Genomic DNA, 18,749 nt, shown 5'->3' with positions numbered 1-18,749 from the left:
AAAGAGGCAGTAGATGACGGCATAAATGATAATGTGGTTTAAAAACGCAAAGCTAAAATTTTAACGCTGCTCCACAACATTTGGGATTGATCCAATGTAATTAACTGTAATAGTATCATATGGCACTATATCTATGAATTTCAACAAGCCCACATACAAAATTACAAGTGATATATTTATCTTGCAATCATACGTTTCAGAGAAATCGCTGAAATAAATGCTTACATATAATAACGAAAAAAGCCGCTTTTCGTTATGAAAAACAGCTTTTTACTTTGTGGACCCAACTGGGCGTTTCTCGAACCATTTCCTATCTGATTTATGTTTAATCGCTGATTTAGCAAAAGAAATTGTATAGACTTTGCTATGAGTAATCTTGCATATAGTTAAAGAAAGGGGCCTTAAAAGTGTATAATTAAAATTATCAAATACTCATCATCAAAAACGAAAAATTGGATTTGATTAATGGAATGAGTTTATGATAATCCACAATTAAAAAAACAATGCACCAGGACTTATAAGGCCAAATAAATTCAATGAACTGTGAAGTAATGCTTTTATTAAAAAACGAGGGAATAATGATTCACTCATTCCAATAGTAAATACTTAAAAATACTTATTTTTATTAAAATCGTTTAGAACTTTTAATGGACTCATCTTATCAACAAATATTACCAATCACTTCTATATCCGACTTTATAGAAAAGTTTTGGGTATTTAAAAATAATGGAGAAGAAGACAGAGCGATAACAATATTACCTGACGGTTGCTTTGAATTATTTTTTACATTTTCAGAATTAGAACCCTTAAATGTCTTCCTTTTGAAACCACAAAGTGAACCATCGGCTAAAATATCTAAAGCTCAATCGGTTATTTATTCCATCAGTTTTAAATTATTAGCACTTGAATATATCTTTAAAATGAGAAATCAAGACTTTAAAGAGGGTAAGCTAAAATTATCAGAAAATTTCTGGGATATCAATAAAAGCGATTTGACGAGTTTTGAAAACTTCGTAGATAAAGCTACCTCAAAAATAAAAGAACTAACGAAGGAAAATATTGATGTAAGAAAGCGAAACCTTTTTCAACTTGTTTACGCCTCCGAAGGCTCAATGACTGTAAAAGAATTATCTGGAAAAGTATTTTGGAGCAGTAGGCTAATAAACCTTTATTTTAACTACCAATTTGGATTTTCATTAAAATCGTTTTGCAATTTACTACGTTTTCAAGCCTCTTTTTCGCATGTAAAAGAAGGCAAACTTTACCCCGAAAAGGATTACACAGACCAAAACCATTTTATAAAAGAAGTAAAAAGATTCTCAGGTGTAGTGCCGAAGGAATTGTTCAAAAATGCTGAAGACCGATTTATACATTTTACGGCTTTGACAAAGAAAAAATAGTGGTCCAAAATTACCGATTTATACTATTTTCAGTTTTGCCTAATCTGCAATTTTGCATCATAATTTTAAAGAACATGATACTAATTACGGGTGCTACTGGAAGTATAGGACTTGAGCTTTGCAAGCTTCTAGCACAATCAAACATCAAAGCTCGTGCAATGTGCCGAAAAGAAGCGCATTTAGCTCAATTTATAGAGATGGGTTTAGAAGCCGTTATTGGCGATTTTGATAATCCAGAATCGCTAAAGAAAGCAATGCAGGGTTGTAAGCGGTTGTTTTTACTAACTACCGCACCTAACCAATTGAAGCATTACAAAATCGGTATAGACATTGCCATAGAAACCAATGTTAAGCACATTGTAAAAATCTCTGCAGCCGATGCCAATATCCAATCTGATGTATTATGGGCAAAAGAAAATGCACAAGGTGACCATTATTTGAGAAGCAAAAATATTGGCTGGACTATTCTAAAACCTACGGGTTTTATGCAAAACTTTCTAGAAGCAAAAAGAGGAATTGCGAAAGGCATTTTACAAAGCATTAACCCCAATGGAAGTATTGCCTGTATTGACATTCGAGACATTGCCCTTGTTGCCAGAGTCGTTTTGACAGAAGAAAATCATAATGGAGCAATGTATTTTCTTACCGGTTCAGAAATGGTTTCTTATAAAGATGCAGCGGAAAAACTTAGCAAAGCATTCGGCTACAACATAAAAAATGTTATTGTATCTTCTGATGATATGCGTAACCGACTTGAAGCTGTAGGAGTAGAAAATTGGCGTGTTGACTCCATCATAGCACAGGAAGTCGTTAAAAACGGGTTCAGTGTGGATGTAACTGGAGAAGTAAAGCGATTGACGGGACAGACACCAATTTCGTTTGAACAATTTGCGAAGGACTATGAAAAGCAGTTTGAAGTAAATGAACAATAAGGTGAACAAGGCAGAAGACAATCCCGTGAAACCCAAAAACTGGAAGCTAATGCTGATAGCATTCGTTTTTGTTTACTTTACAATGAACCTTGTTTTCTTTCTCTTAGGGAGCTATTTATTTGCAATTCCACAACTTATGAGGACACTTATTTTAGCAATTATTTTTGTGCCATTATTCGGTATTGGGATTCCAGCCTTACATAAGAAGTTTTATAAATGGACAATTAAATAAGAGCTCGAAAGAAAAGCACCCGATCATGATCTCCAACACTTCGATAGATTTCAAGCAAAAAATAGGAATTACTCTCTTGGGATTCAAGGATTAATGACTAGAGGCAATTACAATGACAAATAGCAGTTAGTTAATTACAGATCAAAATCTCTTATCAAATACTCATCTCAATTTCTACTAAAAAACGGTCGTTTTTTGACGTACACTTTTACATTGTTCCCTTATACTCCTATTCCAAGCTTTAATACTTAGTCTGAATTTACCAGTCTATCAGAACAAAAAAACCTCAATGGGCTCGAATCAAAAAACAGCCTTTATACTACTATTAAGGCCGATTAATTTTCAAGTGAAAAAACAAAACCCTCTCTACGGACTGTAAAGAGGGTCTGTGGGCCCAGCTGGGCTCGAACCAGCGACCAAAAGATTATGAGTCTTCTACTCTAACCAACTGAGCTATAGGCCCTGAAAAATCTATTAGATTTTGCGAGTGCAATGTTACATATTTGTATCGAATTATGGAAACAGTTTTAGCACAAAAAATAAAAAACATTATTTTCGATTACGGCAACGTCATATTCGAAATCAACTTCATAAATGCTCAAAAGGCTCTTTTGCAATTAGGTATACCTGATATTGAATCCTTTTTTGGACATAAAGGTCATGATAATATATTTTCAGAACTTGAAACCGGAGCAATCACAGCAGCAAAATTTAGGGATGGGATTAGAAACGCAGCCAACAATCCGGGATTAATGGATGAAGAGATTGATGCGGCATGGAACGGTCTGCTTATCGGTGTACCGGAAAATGTTCACGAAGTGTTGCTCTCCATAAAAGATAAATACCGGACCTTCCTGTTAAGTAACACCAATGAGATCCATTACAATTACATATTGGATTATCTTAAAAGAACCTATCAGGTAGCTAATAATGACCACCTTTTTGAAAAAGCCTATTACTCACAGCTGATGCTGCTTCGCAAACCGAATGTGGAGATCTTCGAGACTGTAATCAAAGAAAATAACCTGGTACCTGAAGAGACCTTGTTTATAGACGATAGTCCGCAACACCTTGTTGGTGCTAAACAAGCAGGTTTACACACCTTGCTGATGGATAAACATCCCAGAGAACTCGGTCAATTTTTAAAGGAACACAACCTGATCTAACCAGTTATTTTGCTTTCCCGGATTTTGAAAGGTAGTTATCTATTTGTTTTACCATCTCAGAAAATTCCTGTTCGCCAAATCCAATAGATTGGTAAATGATCTTTCCATCTTCATCGATAAGGATGTTTCTTGGAATGGATTGAGTAGCAAATTTGCTAAATACCTCCCTTTTTAGGTCTGGAAGAATAGGGAAGGTAAAGCCTTTTTTAGCCTTATAAGGATCAAGCTTGTCCCAGCCCTCTTCGCGGCCAAATACAAAAAAAGCAAACTTCGAATTGCCCTGATGTTTTTCCCAGATCTGTTTTTGAACCAGCGGCAATTCTATGTTGCATGGGGGGCACCAGGTGGCAAATAGATTGATCAGGATTAACTTGCCTTTATAGTCTTTAATCTGAACAGTTTTTCCTTTTTCAGCTTCAAAAGAAAATTCAGGAACCTGGTCTCCAATTTTTGTTAGCGTGGTTGAATCTTGCTGTGCAAGCGTAACAAAAGGGAGCAGAACCAGAAAAAGAAGTAAATGGGTTCTTTTCATAAAATTATGTTTATAAACTTGTTGCGTTATACTGTTAATCAACGTCTTAGTAAATATAATAGGTAAGTTATGAAAAGAACGTTAAATATCATGATGATTATTGTTTATTTATTAATATCCCTTATGATCGTACTTCTACTCCAGTCCAGATGAGTGTCAGCTCTTCTTGCTTTCTATATAAAACAGGCCAATTAACGTACTAAACGAATTTTTTGCGGGACTAAAATAGTTTTGTCTTAAAAAAGTTATAAATTACACCCTTCCTACAAGGTTGTTCAAAATATGCTGAGATGTATCGTTATTGATGATGAAGATCACGCCGTAAAAGGTCTTGAAAAGTACATCAGTACAGTTTCAAGATTGGAACTGGTAAAAAGCTATACAGATCCATTAAAAGCATTGGTTGAGATCTTAGCTGGAGATCCGGTAGATTTAATTTTACTGGACGTCGATATGCCGCAAATATCAGGCTTGGAGTTATCTAAAGAAATCCGTAGAAAAACAAATAAGCTGGTATTTACAACCGGATTTACAAAATATGCTTATGATGCGTTTGAATCTGATGCAGATGCTTATTTGCTGAAACCCTATTCTTTAGGTAAGTTCTTGATTACCATTAATAAGCTCTTTCCGGAGCAGGAAGAATCAGATGCTCAGAAAAGTAAAGATGATTTTTTCTTTGTGAAAAGTAAGGATGATAACCTTAAAATATTAAAGATTAGGTATGAAGATGTAATTGCTGTAGAAAGTAAAATGAATTATATCATGATTCATACACCCGAAAAGAATGTACTGACCTATATGTCATTAACGGAAATATCGAAATTGCTCAGTGCCCTCCCTGAGTTTATTCAATTTCAACGAAGCTTTATACTCAACCAGAACCACATTGACTCAATTGATGGAAATACAATTAAGATGAATAAAGGTATTGAAATAACTGTGGGTGACCATTACCGAAAAGATTTTGCGAGTTTTGTTGCCGGCAAACTGATAAAGGCGGGTAAAAAGAAATAAAATACCCGCCTTTATGGTAACTCATTTTTTGTAACTATTAAAACCGGTGGTCTTTGCAGTAGTTGTAACCATAGTTGTTGTAGGATCTGAAATCGATTTTCCGTTAGATACCTTAACTGATTTGTACACAAAAAGTGTAGTTTCATTTAGCTTAAAATTTCTCTGTTTCATGGCTTTTTTTTATGAAACTTAGCGGGTGTTTTAAGCAGTTAAAAAATGGTTATACAGAAAGGCAGAAATTCTATTTATAAAGGATTAAATACATGAAAAGAAAACAGGAGAATTGGTTGCAAAAGAATAAGATTCATATCATCGTATGGCTGTTATTTATTGTCTATGAAACCATAGTCCTTGGCTATTCTCTTAATTCTTTTGGATCACCTCTAACATACGCCGCACATTACTTCGTGATCATTTTGTTCTTCTATGGACATTCAAATGTGGCACTGCCCTGGGTATTCAAGAATAAGACGAGTTCATTTATCCTGCTCCCTGTTGTTAGTTTCATTCAAATCGTAATTTATGCGTTTGCACATCTGGTGGCAGACCGGTTCCTGAACTTAGTGGGCGTAATCCAGGAACATGGAGAAATTAAATTTGACTACCAATTTGTATTGAGGAATTTATACCGGGGCATCTACTTCATGGGATTTTCTACGGGTTATTTCCTCCTGCGCAGGTATCTTACGCAAAGGAAGAGAATGGAAATGCTGGAACTCGAAAGATTACAGAATATCATCGATCAGCGCAATATGGAGCAAGAACTTTCGAAAGCACAAAATGCATTCTTAAAAGCGCAGATTAACCCGCATTTTTTGTTCAATACGCTCGATTTTATTTATCACAATGTAAGCAGCCATTCTCCCATAGCTGCAGAAGCAATTATAAGCCTTTCAGATATGATGCGTTTTGCAATAGATTCTGATGAGATGGGAGAGTACATTAAGCTGGAACAAGAAATGGAGCAGGTTGAGAGCCTGCTCCATTTAACGCGTCTTAGAAAAGGCCGGGAACTGTACCTAACAATTGATTTCTCTGAAGATGTAAAGCATTTGAAAATCATTCCACTGGTATTGCTCACCCTGATGGAAAACATTTTTAAACATGGTGACCTGGGTAATCCGGAGCATATGGCAAGAGTGACGGTCATTAAAGACAATACGTTTTTAATTCTTGAAACCGATAACCTTGCCAGAAGAATTTCAAACAACAGGAGCAACCATACCGGATTGCTTAATATTGAGAAAAGACTGATCTATGCTTATGGTAACGACGTTAAATTTGTTTATCATACAGATGATCAAAACCATTTTAAACTTAAGATACAGGTACCTCTTGATTCGTTAAATTACCGCGACGGGAGAGCAGTACTTTAACCAGGTAGTGATAGATGATCGCTTCGTGAACACGCTGCTCCAGTGCAAAGATCCGGTTAATATGCATATGTATCAGATCAGAAATGATCTGAGGCCGTTTAGCCGTATCGTAAGTTTTAATCAGCTTGGAAAATGACCGTACCAGTTTACCAGCTGCAGTATAGATCTGCGAATGGATCTTTTGATCGCTGGTTTTCTTAAACTCATTAAAAGCCTGGTTGATGGTCTTGAAACTCTTCGGGTTCATGTGGAATTCTACTGCGAAATTTTCTGCCATATTTTTGCTGAATGCAATCTGTTCATTTAAACTGTCAAATGCAGCATCTAAAAAAAGCTGGATCATGTATAAAGTAGCCGTATACAACTCTTCGGTATTCGTGGTATTTGAAATTAACAGGCTTGCATATTTACTGTCTTTCCAGAAAAAATATTCTACCTGTTGAATGTGACTGGCCTCATAGCGTGCCATCTCACGGTAATAAGTGCGAATCTTGAAATCGCCAACCGTACCATTATAGATCTCAGGTCTGATCAGGGGTTTGAGCTTAATGATGATCTGGAATCCATAGATGGGATCTTTTAAGTGTAAACGCAGCCGGATCAGCGGATTTCCGTTATCGTCATAATATCTGATAAAGAACCATTTTTTAATACTCTTGCGGCTCTCCCTTAAAAATTCAGCAATCTGGTTTGTCAATAAGCTATTGCTTTTAGAGGGATGAACATGAATTTCAAAGTATAGCCATTCCTCTCCTGGTAAAAGGATATCAGGCAGTTTTTTAGAACTTTGTAAACTGGAATATACTGGATTAAGTGCTTCATAGATCATATCATGATGACTATAATTAACAATATATTGAGGCACATAATTATTATTGCCCTCGTCTTTTATACAATCGTGTTTATTAATAAGTGCTTCAGAAATATAGATCGGTTGCCCATCCTGCTGGCTGCAATAGGTAAGAAAGAATTTTAGATCCGTTAACTTATTGGGATCAAAGCACAGGGTCTGATCGGTATTTCCGGCCTTAAATAAGAAATCAATCTTTTGCATATTTAACCAGGTAGACAATTGATCGATTCGTTCAGTAATGGTTACTCCCTTTTGATCTTCATAGATCTTCTTTGGTACCAGCCACATAGACGGGCAAAGGATCAGCTCTTTGTAACAAACCCTGGGGTAGTGCTGAAGATCCGGAAAATAATGCTTCAGGTCAAAATTCAGATCAGAACGGATATCCTGATGTTGTAGGTCGCAAAGAAACCGGTAAACAGAAAGATCTGATCGTGTATAGTTGTAAGCAGAGGGCAGGCGGGGTACCATTCTTTTCCCGTACTTTTTTGAACGCAGAATAATCTGCTGTCCCTGAACGGAAACCATAATATCATTGAGGCTTAGAGGTTCTTCCATACACGACCAGGTTAAAATTGCCAGTTCCTTTTTATATAAAGACTTTCTCCGGTTTACATTGTCAATGTGCTTTTCTGCCTGATAAGCAATGTCAAAAAACATAACGTCTGGATTTGCTTGTTCTTCTAGTGCAGCTATTTCCTTACAGTGATCTTCCAGCTCGGTGCTGCTCATCGTAAAACGTCCAAGCAATGAGTTAGCTGTACAGCCTCCAATATTGGTGATTACAGGTTTGTCCTGGTATAAACTGAACATCACACTGAATGTGTTCGGTAATTTAACCGGACTGGAAGTGGGGGCACCTTTAAATTCATCCAACTGGAAATTCTTTCCTTGGATAAGCTTGTCTAAAACAAAACGGTGAAGCTCTGTATAACTGATACTGGTGCTGTCAACAGGAATTGATTTGGTCGCATTGATGGTTTCAATGAGCAGATCCGAATAATAACCTTGTTCCAGATTACCGTAGCCTACACCAACTTCAGGATCCATAGCAATAGACAAGGGGATTTCCTTACCCTCAAATTTATTTAAAAATGCTTTACCAAAATTGGTAAGATCACTATTCGTGCTCACCGGCAGATGGTTGGAAAGAAAGGATATAACTTCAGGGATTATCCTGATTTTCTGCTGCTCAATACTGCCAGCCAAATGCTTTCGTTCTGAAAGGATGTAATTGGAGGAAGAACTGACCAACGGATAATTTAGCCGGTTAAAATAGTCATTACCAGTGATATTAGGGAACCGGTCTGTGATCAGCAATTGAACTTTGATCAGCTGACCGATAAATTTATAGCTTTCTTTTTTGCTTAGATTAAATTTACTCAGCATCTGTTCGTAAATATCATCGATCATCACTGGCTTTGAACACAGCTTTAATAGGGCGTCAAGTTCAGGAAAGCAGTTTAATGTGGCGAGTTCAAACGTTTTATCTTTAATACGGATATACCGGATCTCATTTCCAACTTTATAAAGGGAAGAGTTGGCGAAAAAAAAGATAGAGGACCGGATGGTTTTTTTGACATCAGCAATATAATGTTCTTTGTTGCTCCAATCGGCAAATTCATGAGAGATCATCGCATTTGAGATCTGTAAAGGAACCTTATGGTCGCCCTGGCTAACGGGAAGAACGGTAAATGCAGCAAAACTGCCAAAGGGTGTAGAACGGTATTTTGACCGGTTAAAATACTTCCAGATGGTGAACTGGACTTTGTCGTCCAAATGCACTAAATCCGCTGCACACTTTGAAGCAATTAGTTCATAAAAGGGTATCGAAGATTCTTTAATCTTTTCTTTCAGGGATTCCCATTCTTCTTCGAGCGTACTTTCTATACCATATGCAGGAGTACGGCACAATGCGATATCTAGATTTTTTAGTTTCATATATTTTACAATTTGTTGCTAACTGACCGTTCAAAATTTAGTCGGGAATCTTTAGTTTTTCTAATGAAAAGACGGATTTACGATAAAAGTTGAAATGTTTTGGTGTAGAAAATATATGCTTTTAAATAGAAAAACAACCTTTACGTCCTAGTGATTTTATGTTTATTTAATTTGTATTTAAATTTAACAAGTGAATGATGGAAAAGAACTGAAAAGGATTACCAAGTATGAATCATTAATATTGTTGCCCTTAAAATATTGTTGCGCCTCAAGTTAGTTTTTAGAATTAACCAAGTAAGGACAGGAGGTTGCGCTCTTGTCCTTTACTTGTTATAGCCGGTTTTGAGCCGGCTTCTTTAAAGCATAAAAAGATTAGGCTTTTTTGTATTATGGCTGTATCTTTAAATATGCAAAACCTTTCCAGAGTCTTCCTGTTTTTAGTCGTATTGTACGTATGTAGTTGTTCCGGACAATCCATGATCCCAGTTATACGGAAAACAGAATCTAAAGGTTTTCAGAATCCAATTCTTCCTTCTGGTGCCGATCCATGGAGCACATATAAGGATGGATTTTATTATTACACACATACCTTGGGCAATAGGCTCGAAATCTGGAAAACCAAAGATCTGTCTGATCTTAAACACGCAGAACGAAAAATCGTTTGGACACCACCGGCCGGAACATCATACTCAAAGGAAATCTGGGCCCCCGAAATACATTTTATAGGTGGTAAGTGGTATATGTATTTTGCCGCTGATAATGGAAATAACAACAACCACAGGATGTATGTGATTGAAAATGCATCTGCTGATCCAATGCAGGGAGAATGGCAATTTAAAGGGAAGGTTTCGGATACATCAGACAGGTGGGCTATTGATGGAACCGTGTTTGAATATAAAGATCAGTTGTATATGCTCTGGTCCGGCTGGGAGGGACCCATTAACGGAACACAAAGCATTTACATTGCAAAGATGAAAAATCCATGGACAATCTCCAGTGAACGTTACAGGATCTCTTCACCTGTTTTTGACTGGGAAAAAGACGGATCCTTTACTGCGCCAAAGGTAAGCGTGAACGAAGGGCCGCAAATTCTGGAACATAAAAACAAATTGTTTATCGTTTACTCTGCAAGCGGATGCTGGACGGATTCATATGCACTTGGACTACTTACCTTTAAAGGAACAAACAATCTGCTGGATTCTGTCTCATGGATCAAATCAAAAGAGCCGGTATTTAAGAAATCTATAGATAATGGGGTATATGCGCCTGGACACAACTCGTTCTTTAAATCACCTGATGGCAAGGAAGACTGGATCTTGTATCATGCCAATGATGCCCCTGGTCAGGGTTGTGGTGGTCACAGATCGCCAAGAGCACAGCGTTTTAGCTGGAACAAAGATGGAAGCCCTAACTTTGGTGTGCCTCTCCCCAGGCAGTAATCATCAGATTCCGGTTCCCTCCATAATTCCTGTGCTCACAGAAATAAATACCCTGCCATGTGCCCAGTGCCAATTTCCCATTACGAATAGGGATCATAACCGATGTACCCATAATTGAAGCTTTTAGGTGTGCAGGCATATCATCAGAGCCTTCATAATCATGCTGGTATGCAGGATCATTTTCAGGAACTGCTTTGTTGAAATACATTTCGAAGTCTTTTCTTACGGTAAAATCAGCATTTTCGTTAATCGTAAGTGACGCAGAGGTGTGCAGCATAAAAACCTGGCAAATTCCCGTCTTCAATACTGAGATCTCAGGAAATGCAGCAATAACTTCATCCGTGATCAAATGAAAGCCTCTTTTTCTCTCTTTCAAAGTCAAAACTTTCTGATAGATCTTCATTTGAAATATAGGACGATAAGTTATAGAATGAAATATTTTCTTAGCAGCTCTTCAAGTTCCTTTGGAAATAGCGGTTTTCTAAGCAGCTTAATCACAAGCGGATTGGCTTCTGCTTTTTTAATATCGCCGAAGTCAAGTGTAGATGAAAGAATGGCAATGATACATTTTTCTTTTACAGGATCCGGAAAATTCTTATAGATCTCTAAAAACTCAAAGCCATCCATTTCTGGCATTTGGATATCCAGTAAAATGAAATCCGGTAAATTATTGGGATCGTCCGTATGCTCGCTTAAATAAGATAATCCATCCTCACCAGATTTGCAGACTATAATCTCATCAAATAATTTAGATATAGTAATGATTTTAGAGTTGATCTTTAAATCAACTTCGTTATCATCAATCAACATTACTTTTCTCGGTTTACTTAACATTGGGAATCTTAATTTTAAAGGTAGTGCCCTCTAAAGGGTCTGAACTAACAGATATCTTTCCATGGATTTTGTTTAGCGCCTCTTTAACGATAAATAAACCCAATCCACTTCCATGATTTGTTTTGCTTTTAAAAAACTGGGTGAATATTTTTTCCAGATGCTCATTCAGTATTCCTATACCATTATCACTAATTGTAAGCTCTGCATTCTCCTTTTTAACGAGTATGCTAATTCCTACTTTCTTATGTGTTTCTTCAGTTTTTTGATATTTAATGGCATTTGAGATCAGGTTACCTAAAATCACTTCAATCCGAAATGAATCTCCATAAAAAGGCACATCCTGTTTAATATCAACATTAAAATGTGTTTCCTTATCGGAATAAGAATAGAGTTCAATTAAGTCTGGTACCAGTGTTGAAAAATCAATATTCGTATGCTCGGAAATGGTTTTGTTATTTTTATAGTATTGAAGGGTCTTCTGAATATAATAGTCCAGCCGGTTAGAGCAGGTTTCCATTAAACTCCAGTACTCACCACAAGATTCGTAAAGCCCTTCCATTTTGACGAGATTAATAACCCCCATTGCAGAAACCAATGGTGCTCTTAGTTCATGAGATATGCTATAAATAAAGCGATTTAATTCATCATTGGTCTTTTCAAGCTCAATTACTTTATTTCGAAGGTCTATTTTTGCCTTGTAAGCGTCATATGCATTCTTGATCGAGTTGTGCAGTTCCAGGTCATTCCATGGTTTGGTAATGTACCTGTATATATCACCATGATTAATGGCATCAGCTAAAGCTTCAATATCAGTATATCCGGTTAATAAGATCCGAACCGGATCAGGAAAGGTATTTGTTATGCTTTTGAAAAATTCTACTCCTGTTGTTTGCGGCATTTTTTGATCTGCAATGATCACATGGATCGCCACATTCTCAAGTATCTTTAAACCTTCGACAGCCGAAATCGCGGTGTAGATCTCATACTGTCTCCTAAAGCCAGCCTTAAATGCATGTAAATTGTTCTCTTCATCATCAATATACAGAACTCGTACAGTTGGTGCATTCATAATAAACTATGTTAGTTTCAGTTTAAAGGCAAGTTAATAATAAATTCGGTACCTTGATTTACTTTTGTTATAACATCAATATTTCCTTTGTGATTTTCAATAATCCGAAATACAATCGATAATCCCAGACCCGTTCCTTCTCCAACATCTTTGGTTGTAAAAAAAGGTTCAAAGATCTTTTGCTTAACCTCTTCCGTCATTCCGGTTCCGGAATCTTTAATGCTGATCTTAACCTGGTCATCTTCCAGCCAGGTCCTGATGGTAATGAATTCTTCTTCTTCCTGTAACTCTTTTGACCTGATTGCTTGTATGGCATTTGTAATCAGGTTCATAAATACCTGGTTTATTTTTCCCGCCATACACTCAACCAAGGGGATCGTACTGTATTCTTTGATGATCTTCAGATTAGCAGGAAAAGTACTACGGATCAGAACCAGGGTAGAGTCCAGTCCCTCATTTAAATCGACAGGCTTGGTGTCATTCTCGTCCAGGCGGCTAAAATTCTTAAGACTTCTGATAATTTCTGCAGTTCTTTTAGCACCATCGCCAATTCCGGAGAGTAATGATTTTATTTCATCTCTTACAAACTCAATATCAATTCGCCTTTTAAAAGATTCGATCTTTCCCAATTGTTGTTCAATATCGCCTTGCAGATCCAACTGCTCATACATGGTGATTACTTCATTCAATTCATTAATATCAAGCTCCAATGGCTTAATATTGGACGTAACAAAGTTTATTGGATTGTTAATTTCATGTGCAATTCCTGCTGTTAACTGACCAAGGCCAGCCATTTTCTCTGCATCTACCAATTGTGACTGAGCCTCTTTAAGATCGGTCAATGCAGTATTTAAAGATTCATTGGTGTTTTCTAATTCCTCTGTCCGCTCCTTTACTTTTATTTCCAGAACAACATTTTGTTCACGTACTAATTTTTCATTTTCTGTTAAGATCCGCAGGGCTTCTGCCTGTGATTCTTCTTTTTCCTTCTTAAAGATATTGATCTTATCCGCCAGGGCAAAAGAAAGCAATACCGCCTCAAGGCCTGAACTGATGAGAATCGCGTTATTTGTGAAAAATACAGGGGGTAGTACACCAACGTCCTTTAGGATAAATACGATGACACCCATTAAAAAGCAAGACCAGGAAACTGTAAAATACAATGCCGGACGGTATTTTTTTCGATAGATTAAAACACCCGTGGTAATTACAGATATAGAGGCAATCACCGTTATAATTTGTAAGACCTGCTGCGCCAGGATCGGATAACCACAAATACTGATCAGGAAACCAATGGTGTAGAGAACAATCAGAATATTTAAGTAGCGGTCTACTTTTTTTAAGAAAGTTCTGACGTGTAAAAAAACTTTCGCAAAGAGAACGGAAGTTATGCCCACAAATGCAATAGAAAAAACCACGCCCTGGTTATTGAGCCAAACACTGTCTCCCCAAAGATATACCAATGAGTATCCCTTTAGAGACATTTGTGTAAACCCAACACTAAAAATATAAATTACATAGTAGAGGTAACTTTTATCCCTGACCGTGAAGTAAATAAAGATATTATATAGGAACATCGTAATAATAAGGCCGATGTACAAACTGAAAATCGTGTTGTCAAAAGAAATAGCAGCTAAAGTAGCATTGGAGCTCCCCAGATAAATTGGTAATGTAATCGGGTTTGATGATAAAATACTGATATATAGTACTGTCGTGTCTGATGCCAAAGGAGATAGCTTAAACAGCGTGTTCTGGTGGGGGATGTCACGTTTGCTAAGTGGAATGTTTTGCCCGGAGTATTTTTTTTTAAAGTTTCCGGATGAATCGGGGTTATAAAAAACCACTTCATCATAAGAGTGGTTCTTGATTTCCAGGAAAACATCTTTTTTAAGATGGGGATTTACTAATTCGATCTTTACCCAGATCTTCGAAGTTGTCAGGCCAAAGTTTGAAACGTTACTCGTATTGGGTTCAAAACCTTTTTTTGCAATCACCTTTTCAAGTGCTAGTTTGCCGGAAACATCTTCATACACGGAGATCTGGTCACTTATATTTTGTTGCTGGCTAATGTCTTTGCTGATTGTTATAACCTGACTATAACCCTTATTCTGGAATAAGAGCAGGGCTGCAAAACAGCTCAAATAAATGATGATCCTTTGATTTAGCTTCACAATCTGACCGTGTTAAGTAATTTTTAAATCATACATTACATCAATTTCACCTTTGGGTCCGGTTTCTTTTCTAATCTGTTGCGGGTTATTGATCAGGTCGAAAACCAGCTCTCTGATGTCTGGTTCAGCTTTTTCAAGTGTTCTCAGGTTATCAATAACTACAGCAGTAGCTATAAGGTCTAATTTAGGATAATAGAACTGACCGTTATTACCCAATTCAATGTTCACATCAAACCCTGTTTTTTTACCGCCCCTAACTGTTGCCGGAGCACATAATGCAAATAAACTGGCCAGACCCAACGTATAGGCTAAAGCAACGGAGGCACGGATCAGGAAGATACTTCCGACACCAAAGCCTGCAATTTCCCTTGAATTCCACAGGCCGCATAGTTCGCCTGTTTTTAATTTTTTCCGTTCTTCCAGCTGTTTGTAGATGTTTACATCAATCTTTCCAATGGCGTCTTCAATTGGAAGTTTTAATTCCTCATCAGCAATTTGGATGCGCGCACCACCCAGCGCCCGCCCATCCTCAAGTGATTCCACAAGGATCACATAAGTATTATCATGAGTAACCCATTGATGCTTGGCAGAAGTGATCATGGTGATCCCATAGATTTCAAGAACTTTTCTGTGTCCGTCAATAAACTTATAACAAGCTTCTTCGTCTTCTGTCGCTTTAAATGCCCTAAACCTTACCATTTATTTGCTGCTGTTTGACATAAATATCTGTTCTATTGGCAAACGCTCAGAAGGGGGACTTTGCTTTTCTGCATAAAATAATCTAAAAAGAAAAATGGGAACATCGTTTGGATCTGAACTTGAAAAACAATCGTAAAATATGTTATTAAGTTCCGTGAATTTATCTTTTAGGAAAAGGTCATCATTTAAGGCATCACTATACTTAAGCACATTGAAATGTAAAATACTTGCAGTCATAGGATGGATCGAAACCTGGTTCTTATTTGCAGCTAACCACATTCTTTCTATCGCTTTTCCGCCAGCAATAAAGTTATCAGCGTTAAAATAAGGCATGGTAATCAAACCCAATGCGGCGGAAGCAATGCCTGATTTTCGGGACAAACGCTCCAGTCCGCCACCACCTTTCCAATCTTTTAACAAGTGAAGCACTTTAGGGTCTTTAGCGATCCGCATACCAACTGATTCTCCGGGAGTAAGTTCAAAGGATTCCAGGTCTAAGCCGCTGCCGGTTTCCCTGCTGTGTTCTTTTGTCCATCTCAGTTCAAGATTAAAAAGCTCGTGATGTCCTGAAGGGGTAAAAAGACGAAGCTTGTCTGCTTCTCCCAATATATTGGCAATTTTATTAAGGTCTGCCGGGTTTTCAATGCTGTAAAACTTTGCACCATCAACCTGCTCTGCAGCTTCTTTAATTTCGGCTAAGTGCAATGCGTTCATTGGTATTATTTCCTTCGGCCGGTTTCTGCTGGTATGTCTCAATGCTGTAAAATCAGCTAAAGGATCTTTTACCTGTGTATCTGGCAGCTTGGAAAATTGCAGGATAGTAATCAGGGTAGGCAGAGTGGGGTCAGGAAATGTGTGTTCATGAACCAATACATTAAAAGTCTCTGCCTTTAGCCGGATACTTTCAATGACCAGGCCAAAACTGAGATAGGCCGCTATATTCTGTTGGTTGGCAAAGGAAAATGAACGTTCTGTATCGTGAAACAGATATAGTGCACCGTCGTTGTAGAGCCATTTCCAGGGCTGATTGTTCCCTGCAGAGCTGCCCTTTTGAGCAATGGAAATGATTTGGTTCAACTGATCGTCAGATAAGATCAACGGATTAGCTATTTTCTCAAAACTAACCTGCTTTACAGATTCCCTGATCTCATCAAAGGTGATCCCTTTCTCAACAGACAGTTCTTCGGACACAGCATGCTGAGGTTCCGGATTGGAAATGATCTCTTCAATGTCTACAAAGAACCTTCCCGAAATATGAAGCATATCTAATAAGATCCTTCTGGAAAGATCTGCCGTTATCCCGCCGCCATACGTAACTGCACTGGCAAGCTGTGGCCATGAGGTAATGGTTTGCTCAATTTCAAGCATGGAAGCTTTCATCCGGGTGGATAAGGTTTCTACACCCGCTATTGGTAAGATGTAAGGGATTTTTTCTTCATTGGTTTTAAGGTCTTTTACTTTAGAAATATCGAGATGCTCAATAAATCCATGAAGAATAGGACGCTCAGGTTCAAGATCAAACCTTTCTATATCGATTGTGCCACGGTCGCTTGCTTCCATTAATACCGGAATCTGGTACCCTTTGGCTTTTGTTCTGCACAGGATCTTAATGGCTATCCCATCACATTCATCGATCAGCAGATCCAGTTTGCCATTTTCCGTTAAAAAGGCATCAATGTTATCTTCAGTAATGCCTTCATGAAAACAGGTAACCTTTAAAAATGGATCTATCTCTGCAATTTCACGGGCAACAATGACTGTTTTTTTGAGGTCTATATTGTGTACACCAGAACGGATCCGGTTTAAATTGGTGAGGTCGAGCACATCGAAGTCAGCAATGCGCAATTCTCCGCAGCCCCTTTCAATAGCAAGCGTTAATGAAACCGACTGGCCTACCGATAACCCGATAACACCAATTTTTTTCTGCATTAACCGATCCTGTTCCTCTTGTGTGATCTTATGTTTGTTGCGATTGGTGCGAACCTGGATAAATTCTTGCTGATCCAGAATATGAACCACTTTTTCCATCCATGGATAGTACACCCATACGCCGTACTTAAAAGGTTCAATAGTGCCCACATGATCTTTAATGGCAGCGTCAATCGTATCCTTATTGAAAATAACTTTTGGATTAAGCCCTTTTACCAGATCTGTTAGTTGGTTGATGAGCGTGTCAAATACCTGTATGTGTGGTTTTTCCTGGAGTAGAGCTGCTAGTTTTTCTGAATCTTCATGGTTACTTAATCTATAAAAAGAAGGTGTATAAATATCTTTATACAATTTTGAACCTAAAATAAATTCATTTATCTTGTTAAAACTTTTATCTAAATGCATTCGCTTGTATGAAAATATTTGCCCCCGCAATGTAATTCAGCTTCTGAACTAAAATCTACTAAAATTATACTTTTTTAATGTGATAATGAAAACGTATTCTTAACTTTATTTTTAGTTATTCCCCCGTTTTGTTATTAGAGGCTGAATATGAGATATTTCAAGAGCAAAGCCATTTATTAAAATATTTCGTAAGTATTCAAAGAAATAATTTTTAGACCAAAAAAGTTCTTTAAAACTCGGAAAAGCAATATCTTTAACAAAAACATCAAGAGAATATGAATAATGAAACATCGATAAATGTTTTGTACGTAGATGATGAGATACATAATCTCAACTCTTTCAAAGCTGGGTTTAGAAGATTATTCAATATTTTTACTGCGGAGTCTGCCGCAGAAGGCCGGAAAATATTAGAGACTGAGAACATTGAAATTATCATTACTGATCAGCGTATGCCCGTCACTACGGGTATAGAATTTTTAGAATCCATTATCCCTGATTTTCCTGATCCGATCCGGATCCTTTTAACAGGATATGCAGATATCAATGCCGTGATTGATGCAATAAATAAAGGCCAGGTTTATAAGTATATACAGAAACCATGGATGGATGAAGACTTGAGAATCAACATCGAAAAGGCCTATGAAATTTATTCTCTAAGAAAAGAAAACCGCGAACTTACTGAACAGCTGCTGCTGGCAAACAGGCAGCTTGAGTTTTTATTACGGCAGAATCTCCTATCTTAGGAGTCGGGATA

General features: G+C 37.4%; 16 protein-coding genes and 1 tRNA gene. 7 read left to right on the top strand and 10 right to left on the bottom strand.

Features of this window, described 5'->3' with window-relative positions:
• Nucleotides 1–647 precede the first annotated feature (647 nt).
• Nucleotides 648–1,400 (top strand): DUF6597 domain-containing transcriptional factor, encoded by a 753-nt coding sequence (locus ATK78_RS22195; protein ID WP_133578338.1) that lies wholly within the window; start codon nt 648–650, stop codon nt 1,398–1,400.
• A gap of 74 nt (nt 1,401–1,474) precedes the next feature.
• A complete protein-coding gene (locus ATK78_RS22190) occupies nt 1,475–2,332 on the top strand; it encodes an SDR family oxidoreductase (protein ID WP_133578337.1) in 858 nt (285 codons plus the stop codon).
• Nucleotides 2,333–2,953: 621 nt separating this feature from the next.
• Here the strand turns inward: ATK78_RS22190 and ATK78_RS22185 are convergent.
• A tRNA-Ile gene (locus ATK78_RS22185) sits at nt 2,954–3,027 on the bottom strand.
• Between the two features lie 52 nt (nt 3,028–3,079).
• On the opposite strand from ATK78_RS22185, the gene ATK78_RS22180 reads away from it, so the two are divergent.
• On the top strand, nt 3,080–3,730 hold the full coding sequence (locus ATK78_RS22180) for an HAD family hydrolase (RefSeq protein WP_133578336.1): 651 nt from the start codon (nt 3,080–3,082) through the stop codon (nt 3,728–3,730).
• A 4-nt stretch (nt 3,731–3,734) separates the two neighbouring features.
• On the opposite strand, the gene ATK78_RS22175 is transcribed toward ATK78_RS22180, so the two are convergent.
• The gene (locus ATK78_RS22175) at nt 3,735–4,262 is read right to left on the bottom strand and encodes a TlpA family protein disulfide reductase (protein WP_133578335.1); all 528 of its coding nucleotides are present in this window, start codon (nt 4,260–4,262) and stop codon (nt 3,735–3,737) included.
• Nucleotides 4,263–4,544: 282 nt separating this feature from the next.
• Between ATK78_RS22175 and ATK78_RS22170 the strand changes: the two genes are divergently transcribed.
• Nucleotides 4,545–5,279: a LytR/AlgR family response regulator transcription factor gene (locus ATK78_RS22170; protein ID WP_133578334.1), complete on the top strand. Its 735-nt coding sequence runs from the start codon at nt 4,545–4,547 to the stop codon at nt 5,277–5,279.
• Nucleotides 5,280–5,300: 21 nt separating this feature from the next.
• Here the strand turns inward: ATK78_RS22170 and ATK78_RS22820 are convergent, their stop codons facing one another.
• Nucleotides 5,301–5,450 carry a hypothetical protein gene (locus tag ATK78_RS22820; RefSeq protein ID WP_166664944.1) on the bottom strand — a complete coding sequence of 50 codons (150 nt, stop codon included), beginning with the start codon at nt 5,448–5,450 and terminating at the stop codon, nt 5,301–5,303.
• Nucleotides 5,451–5,542: 92 nt separating this feature from the next.
• Between ATK78_RS22820 and ATK78_RS22165 the strand changes: the two genes are divergently transcribed.
• Entirely contained in the window at nt 5,543–6,655 is a 1,113-nt protein-coding gene (locus ATK78_RS22165) for a sensor histidine kinase (RefSeq protein ID WP_133578333.1), read from the top strand.
• Here ATK78_RS22165 and ATK78_RS22160 read toward each other — a convergent pair.
• Complete coding sequence (locus ATK78_RS22160; RefSeq protein WP_133578332.1) at nt 6,597–9,449, bottom strand: lantibiotic dehydratase; 2,853 nt, start codon at nt 9,447–9,449, stop codon at nt 6,597–6,599. The two genes, ATK78_RS22165 and ATK78_RS22160, sit on opposite strands and share 59 nt — an antisense overlap.
• Before the next feature lie 407 nt (nt 9,450–9,856).
• Here ATK78_RS22160 and ATK78_RS22155 point away from each other — a divergent pair, with 407 nt between their 5' ends.
• The gene (locus ATK78_RS22155; RefSeq protein ID WP_208112423.1) at nt 9,857–10,888 is read left to right on the top strand and encodes a glycoside hydrolase family 43 protein; all 1,032 of its coding nucleotides are present in this window, start codon (nt 9,857–9,859) and stop codon (nt 10,886–10,888) included.
• Here the strand turns inward: ATK78_RS22155 and ATK78_RS22150 are convergent.
• The 6 genes from ATK78_RS22150 to ATK78_RS22125 are packed head-to-tail and all read right to left on the bottom strand — an operon-like array spanning nt 10,857 to nt 17,995.
• Entirely contained in the window at nt 10,857–11,291 is a 435-nt protein-coding gene (locus tag ATK78_RS22150) for a secondary thiamine-phosphate synthase enzyme YjbQ (protein ID WP_133578330.1), read from the bottom strand. The two genes, ATK78_RS22155 and ATK78_RS22150, sit on opposite strands and share 32 nt — an antisense overlap.
• Before the next feature lie 20 nt (nt 11,292–11,311).
• Nucleotides 11,312–11,722 carry a response regulator gene (locus ATK78_RS22145; RefSeq protein WP_133578329.1) on the bottom strand — a complete coding sequence of 137 codons (411 nt, stop codon included), beginning with the start codon at nt 11,720–11,722 and terminating at the stop codon, nt 11,312–11,314.
• Complete coding sequence (locus ATK78_RS22140; RefSeq protein WP_133578328.1) at nt 11,712–12,791, bottom strand: hybrid sensor histidine kinase/response regulator; 1,080 nt, start codon at nt 12,789–12,791, stop codon at nt 11,712–11,714. The genes ATK78_RS22145 and ATK78_RS22140 overlap by 11 nt, the downstream gene beginning before the upstream one ends.
• A 17-nt stretch (nt 12,792–12,808) precedes the next feature.
• Nucleotides 12,809–14,962 (bottom strand): sensor histidine kinase, encoded by a 2,154-nt coding sequence (locus tag ATK78_RS22135; RefSeq protein ID WP_133578327.1) that lies wholly within the window; start codon nt 14,960–14,962, stop codon nt 12,809–12,811.
• A gap of 12 nt (nt 14,963–14,974) precedes the next feature.
• Nucleotides 14,975–15,661, bottom strand: coding sequence for a hypothetical protein (locus ATK78_RS22130; protein WP_133578326.1), 687 nt, complete (start codon nt 15,659–15,661; stop codon nt 14,975–14,977).
• Nucleotides 15,662–17,995: an Rv1355c family protein gene (locus ATK78_RS22125; RefSeq protein WP_133578325.1), complete on the bottom strand. Its 2,334-nt coding sequence runs from the start codon at nt 17,993–17,995 to the stop codon at nt 15,662–15,664.
• 275 nt (nt 17,996–18,270) lie between these two features.
• Here ATK78_RS22125 and ATK78_RS22120 point away from each other — a divergent pair, with 275 nt between their 5' ends.
• The gene (locus ATK78_RS22120; RefSeq protein ID WP_133578324.1) at nt 18,271–18,738 is read left to right on the top strand and encodes a response regulator; all 468 of its coding nucleotides are present in this window, start codon (nt 18,271–18,273) and stop codon (nt 18,736–18,738) included.
• Nucleotides 18,739–18,749 lie beyond the last annotated feature (11 nt).

The organism is Pedobacter metabolipauper (assembly GCF_004362715.1).
GTDB lineage: Bacteria > Bacteroidota > Bacteroidia > Sphingobacteriales > Sphingobacteriaceae > Pedobacter > Pedobacter metabolipauper.
Note: the sequence above shows the minus strand (reverse complement) of the source record. Positions and strands in the feature narration are given on the sequence as shown.

Coding starts and splice junctions, on each gene's coding strand:
- ATK78_RS22120 (WP_133578324.1), top strand. CDS start 18,271: ATGAATAATGAAACATCGATAAATGTTTTGTACGTAGATGATGAGATA.
- ATK78_RS22170 (WP_133578334.1), top strand. CDS start 4,545: ATGCTGAGATGTATCGTTATTGATGATGAAGATCACGCCGTAAAAGGT.
- ATK78_RS22165 (WP_133578333.1), top strand. CDS start 5,543: ATGAAAAGAAAACAGGAGAATTGGTTGCAAAAGAATAAGATTCATATC.
- ATK78_RS22130 (WP_133578326.1), bottom strand. CDS start 15,661: ATGGTAAGGTTTAGGGCATTTAAAGCGACAGAAGACGAAGAAGCTTGT.
- ATK78_RS22140 (WP_133578328.1), bottom strand. CDS start 12,791: ATGAATGCACCAACTGTACGAGTTCTGTATATTGATGATGAAGAGAAC.
- ATK78_RS22190 (WP_133578337.1), top strand. CDS start 1,475: ATGATACTAATTACGGGTGCTACTGGAAGTATAGGACTTGAGCTTTGC.
- ATK78_RS22145 (WP_133578329.1), bottom strand. CDS start 11,722: ATGTTAAGTAAACCGAGAAAAGTAATGTTGATTGATGATAACGAAGTT.
- ATK78_RS22820 (WP_166664944.1), bottom strand. CDS start 5,450: ATGAAACAGAGAAATTTTAAGCTAAATGAAACTACACTTTTTGTGTAC.
- ATK78_RS22160 (WP_133578332.1), bottom strand. CDS start 9,449: ATGAAACTAAAAAATCTAGATATCGCATTGTGCCGTACTCCTGCATAT.
- ATK78_RS22180 (WP_133578336.1), top strand. CDS start 3,080: ATGGAAACAGTTTTAGCACAAAAAATAAAAAACATTATTTTCGATTAC.
- ATK78_RS22195 (WP_133578338.1), top strand. CDS start 648: ATGGACTCATCTTATCAACAAATATTACCAATCACTTCTATATCCGAC.
- ATK78_RS22150 (WP_133578330.1), bottom strand. CDS start 11,291: ATGAAGATCTATCAGAAAGTTTTGACTTTGAAAGAGAGAAAAAGAGGC.
- ATK78_RS22125 (WP_133578325.1), bottom strand. CDS start 17,995: ATGCATTTAGATAAAAGTTTTAACAAGATAAATGAATTTATTTTAGGT.
- ATK78_RS22155 (WP_208112423.1), top strand. CDS start 9,857: ATGCAAAACCTTTCCAGAGTCTTCCTGTTTTTAGTCGTATTGTACGTA.
- ATK78_RS22175 (WP_133578335.1), bottom strand. CDS start 4,262: ATGAAAAGAACCCATTTACTTCTTTTTCTGGTTCTGCTCCCTTTTGTT.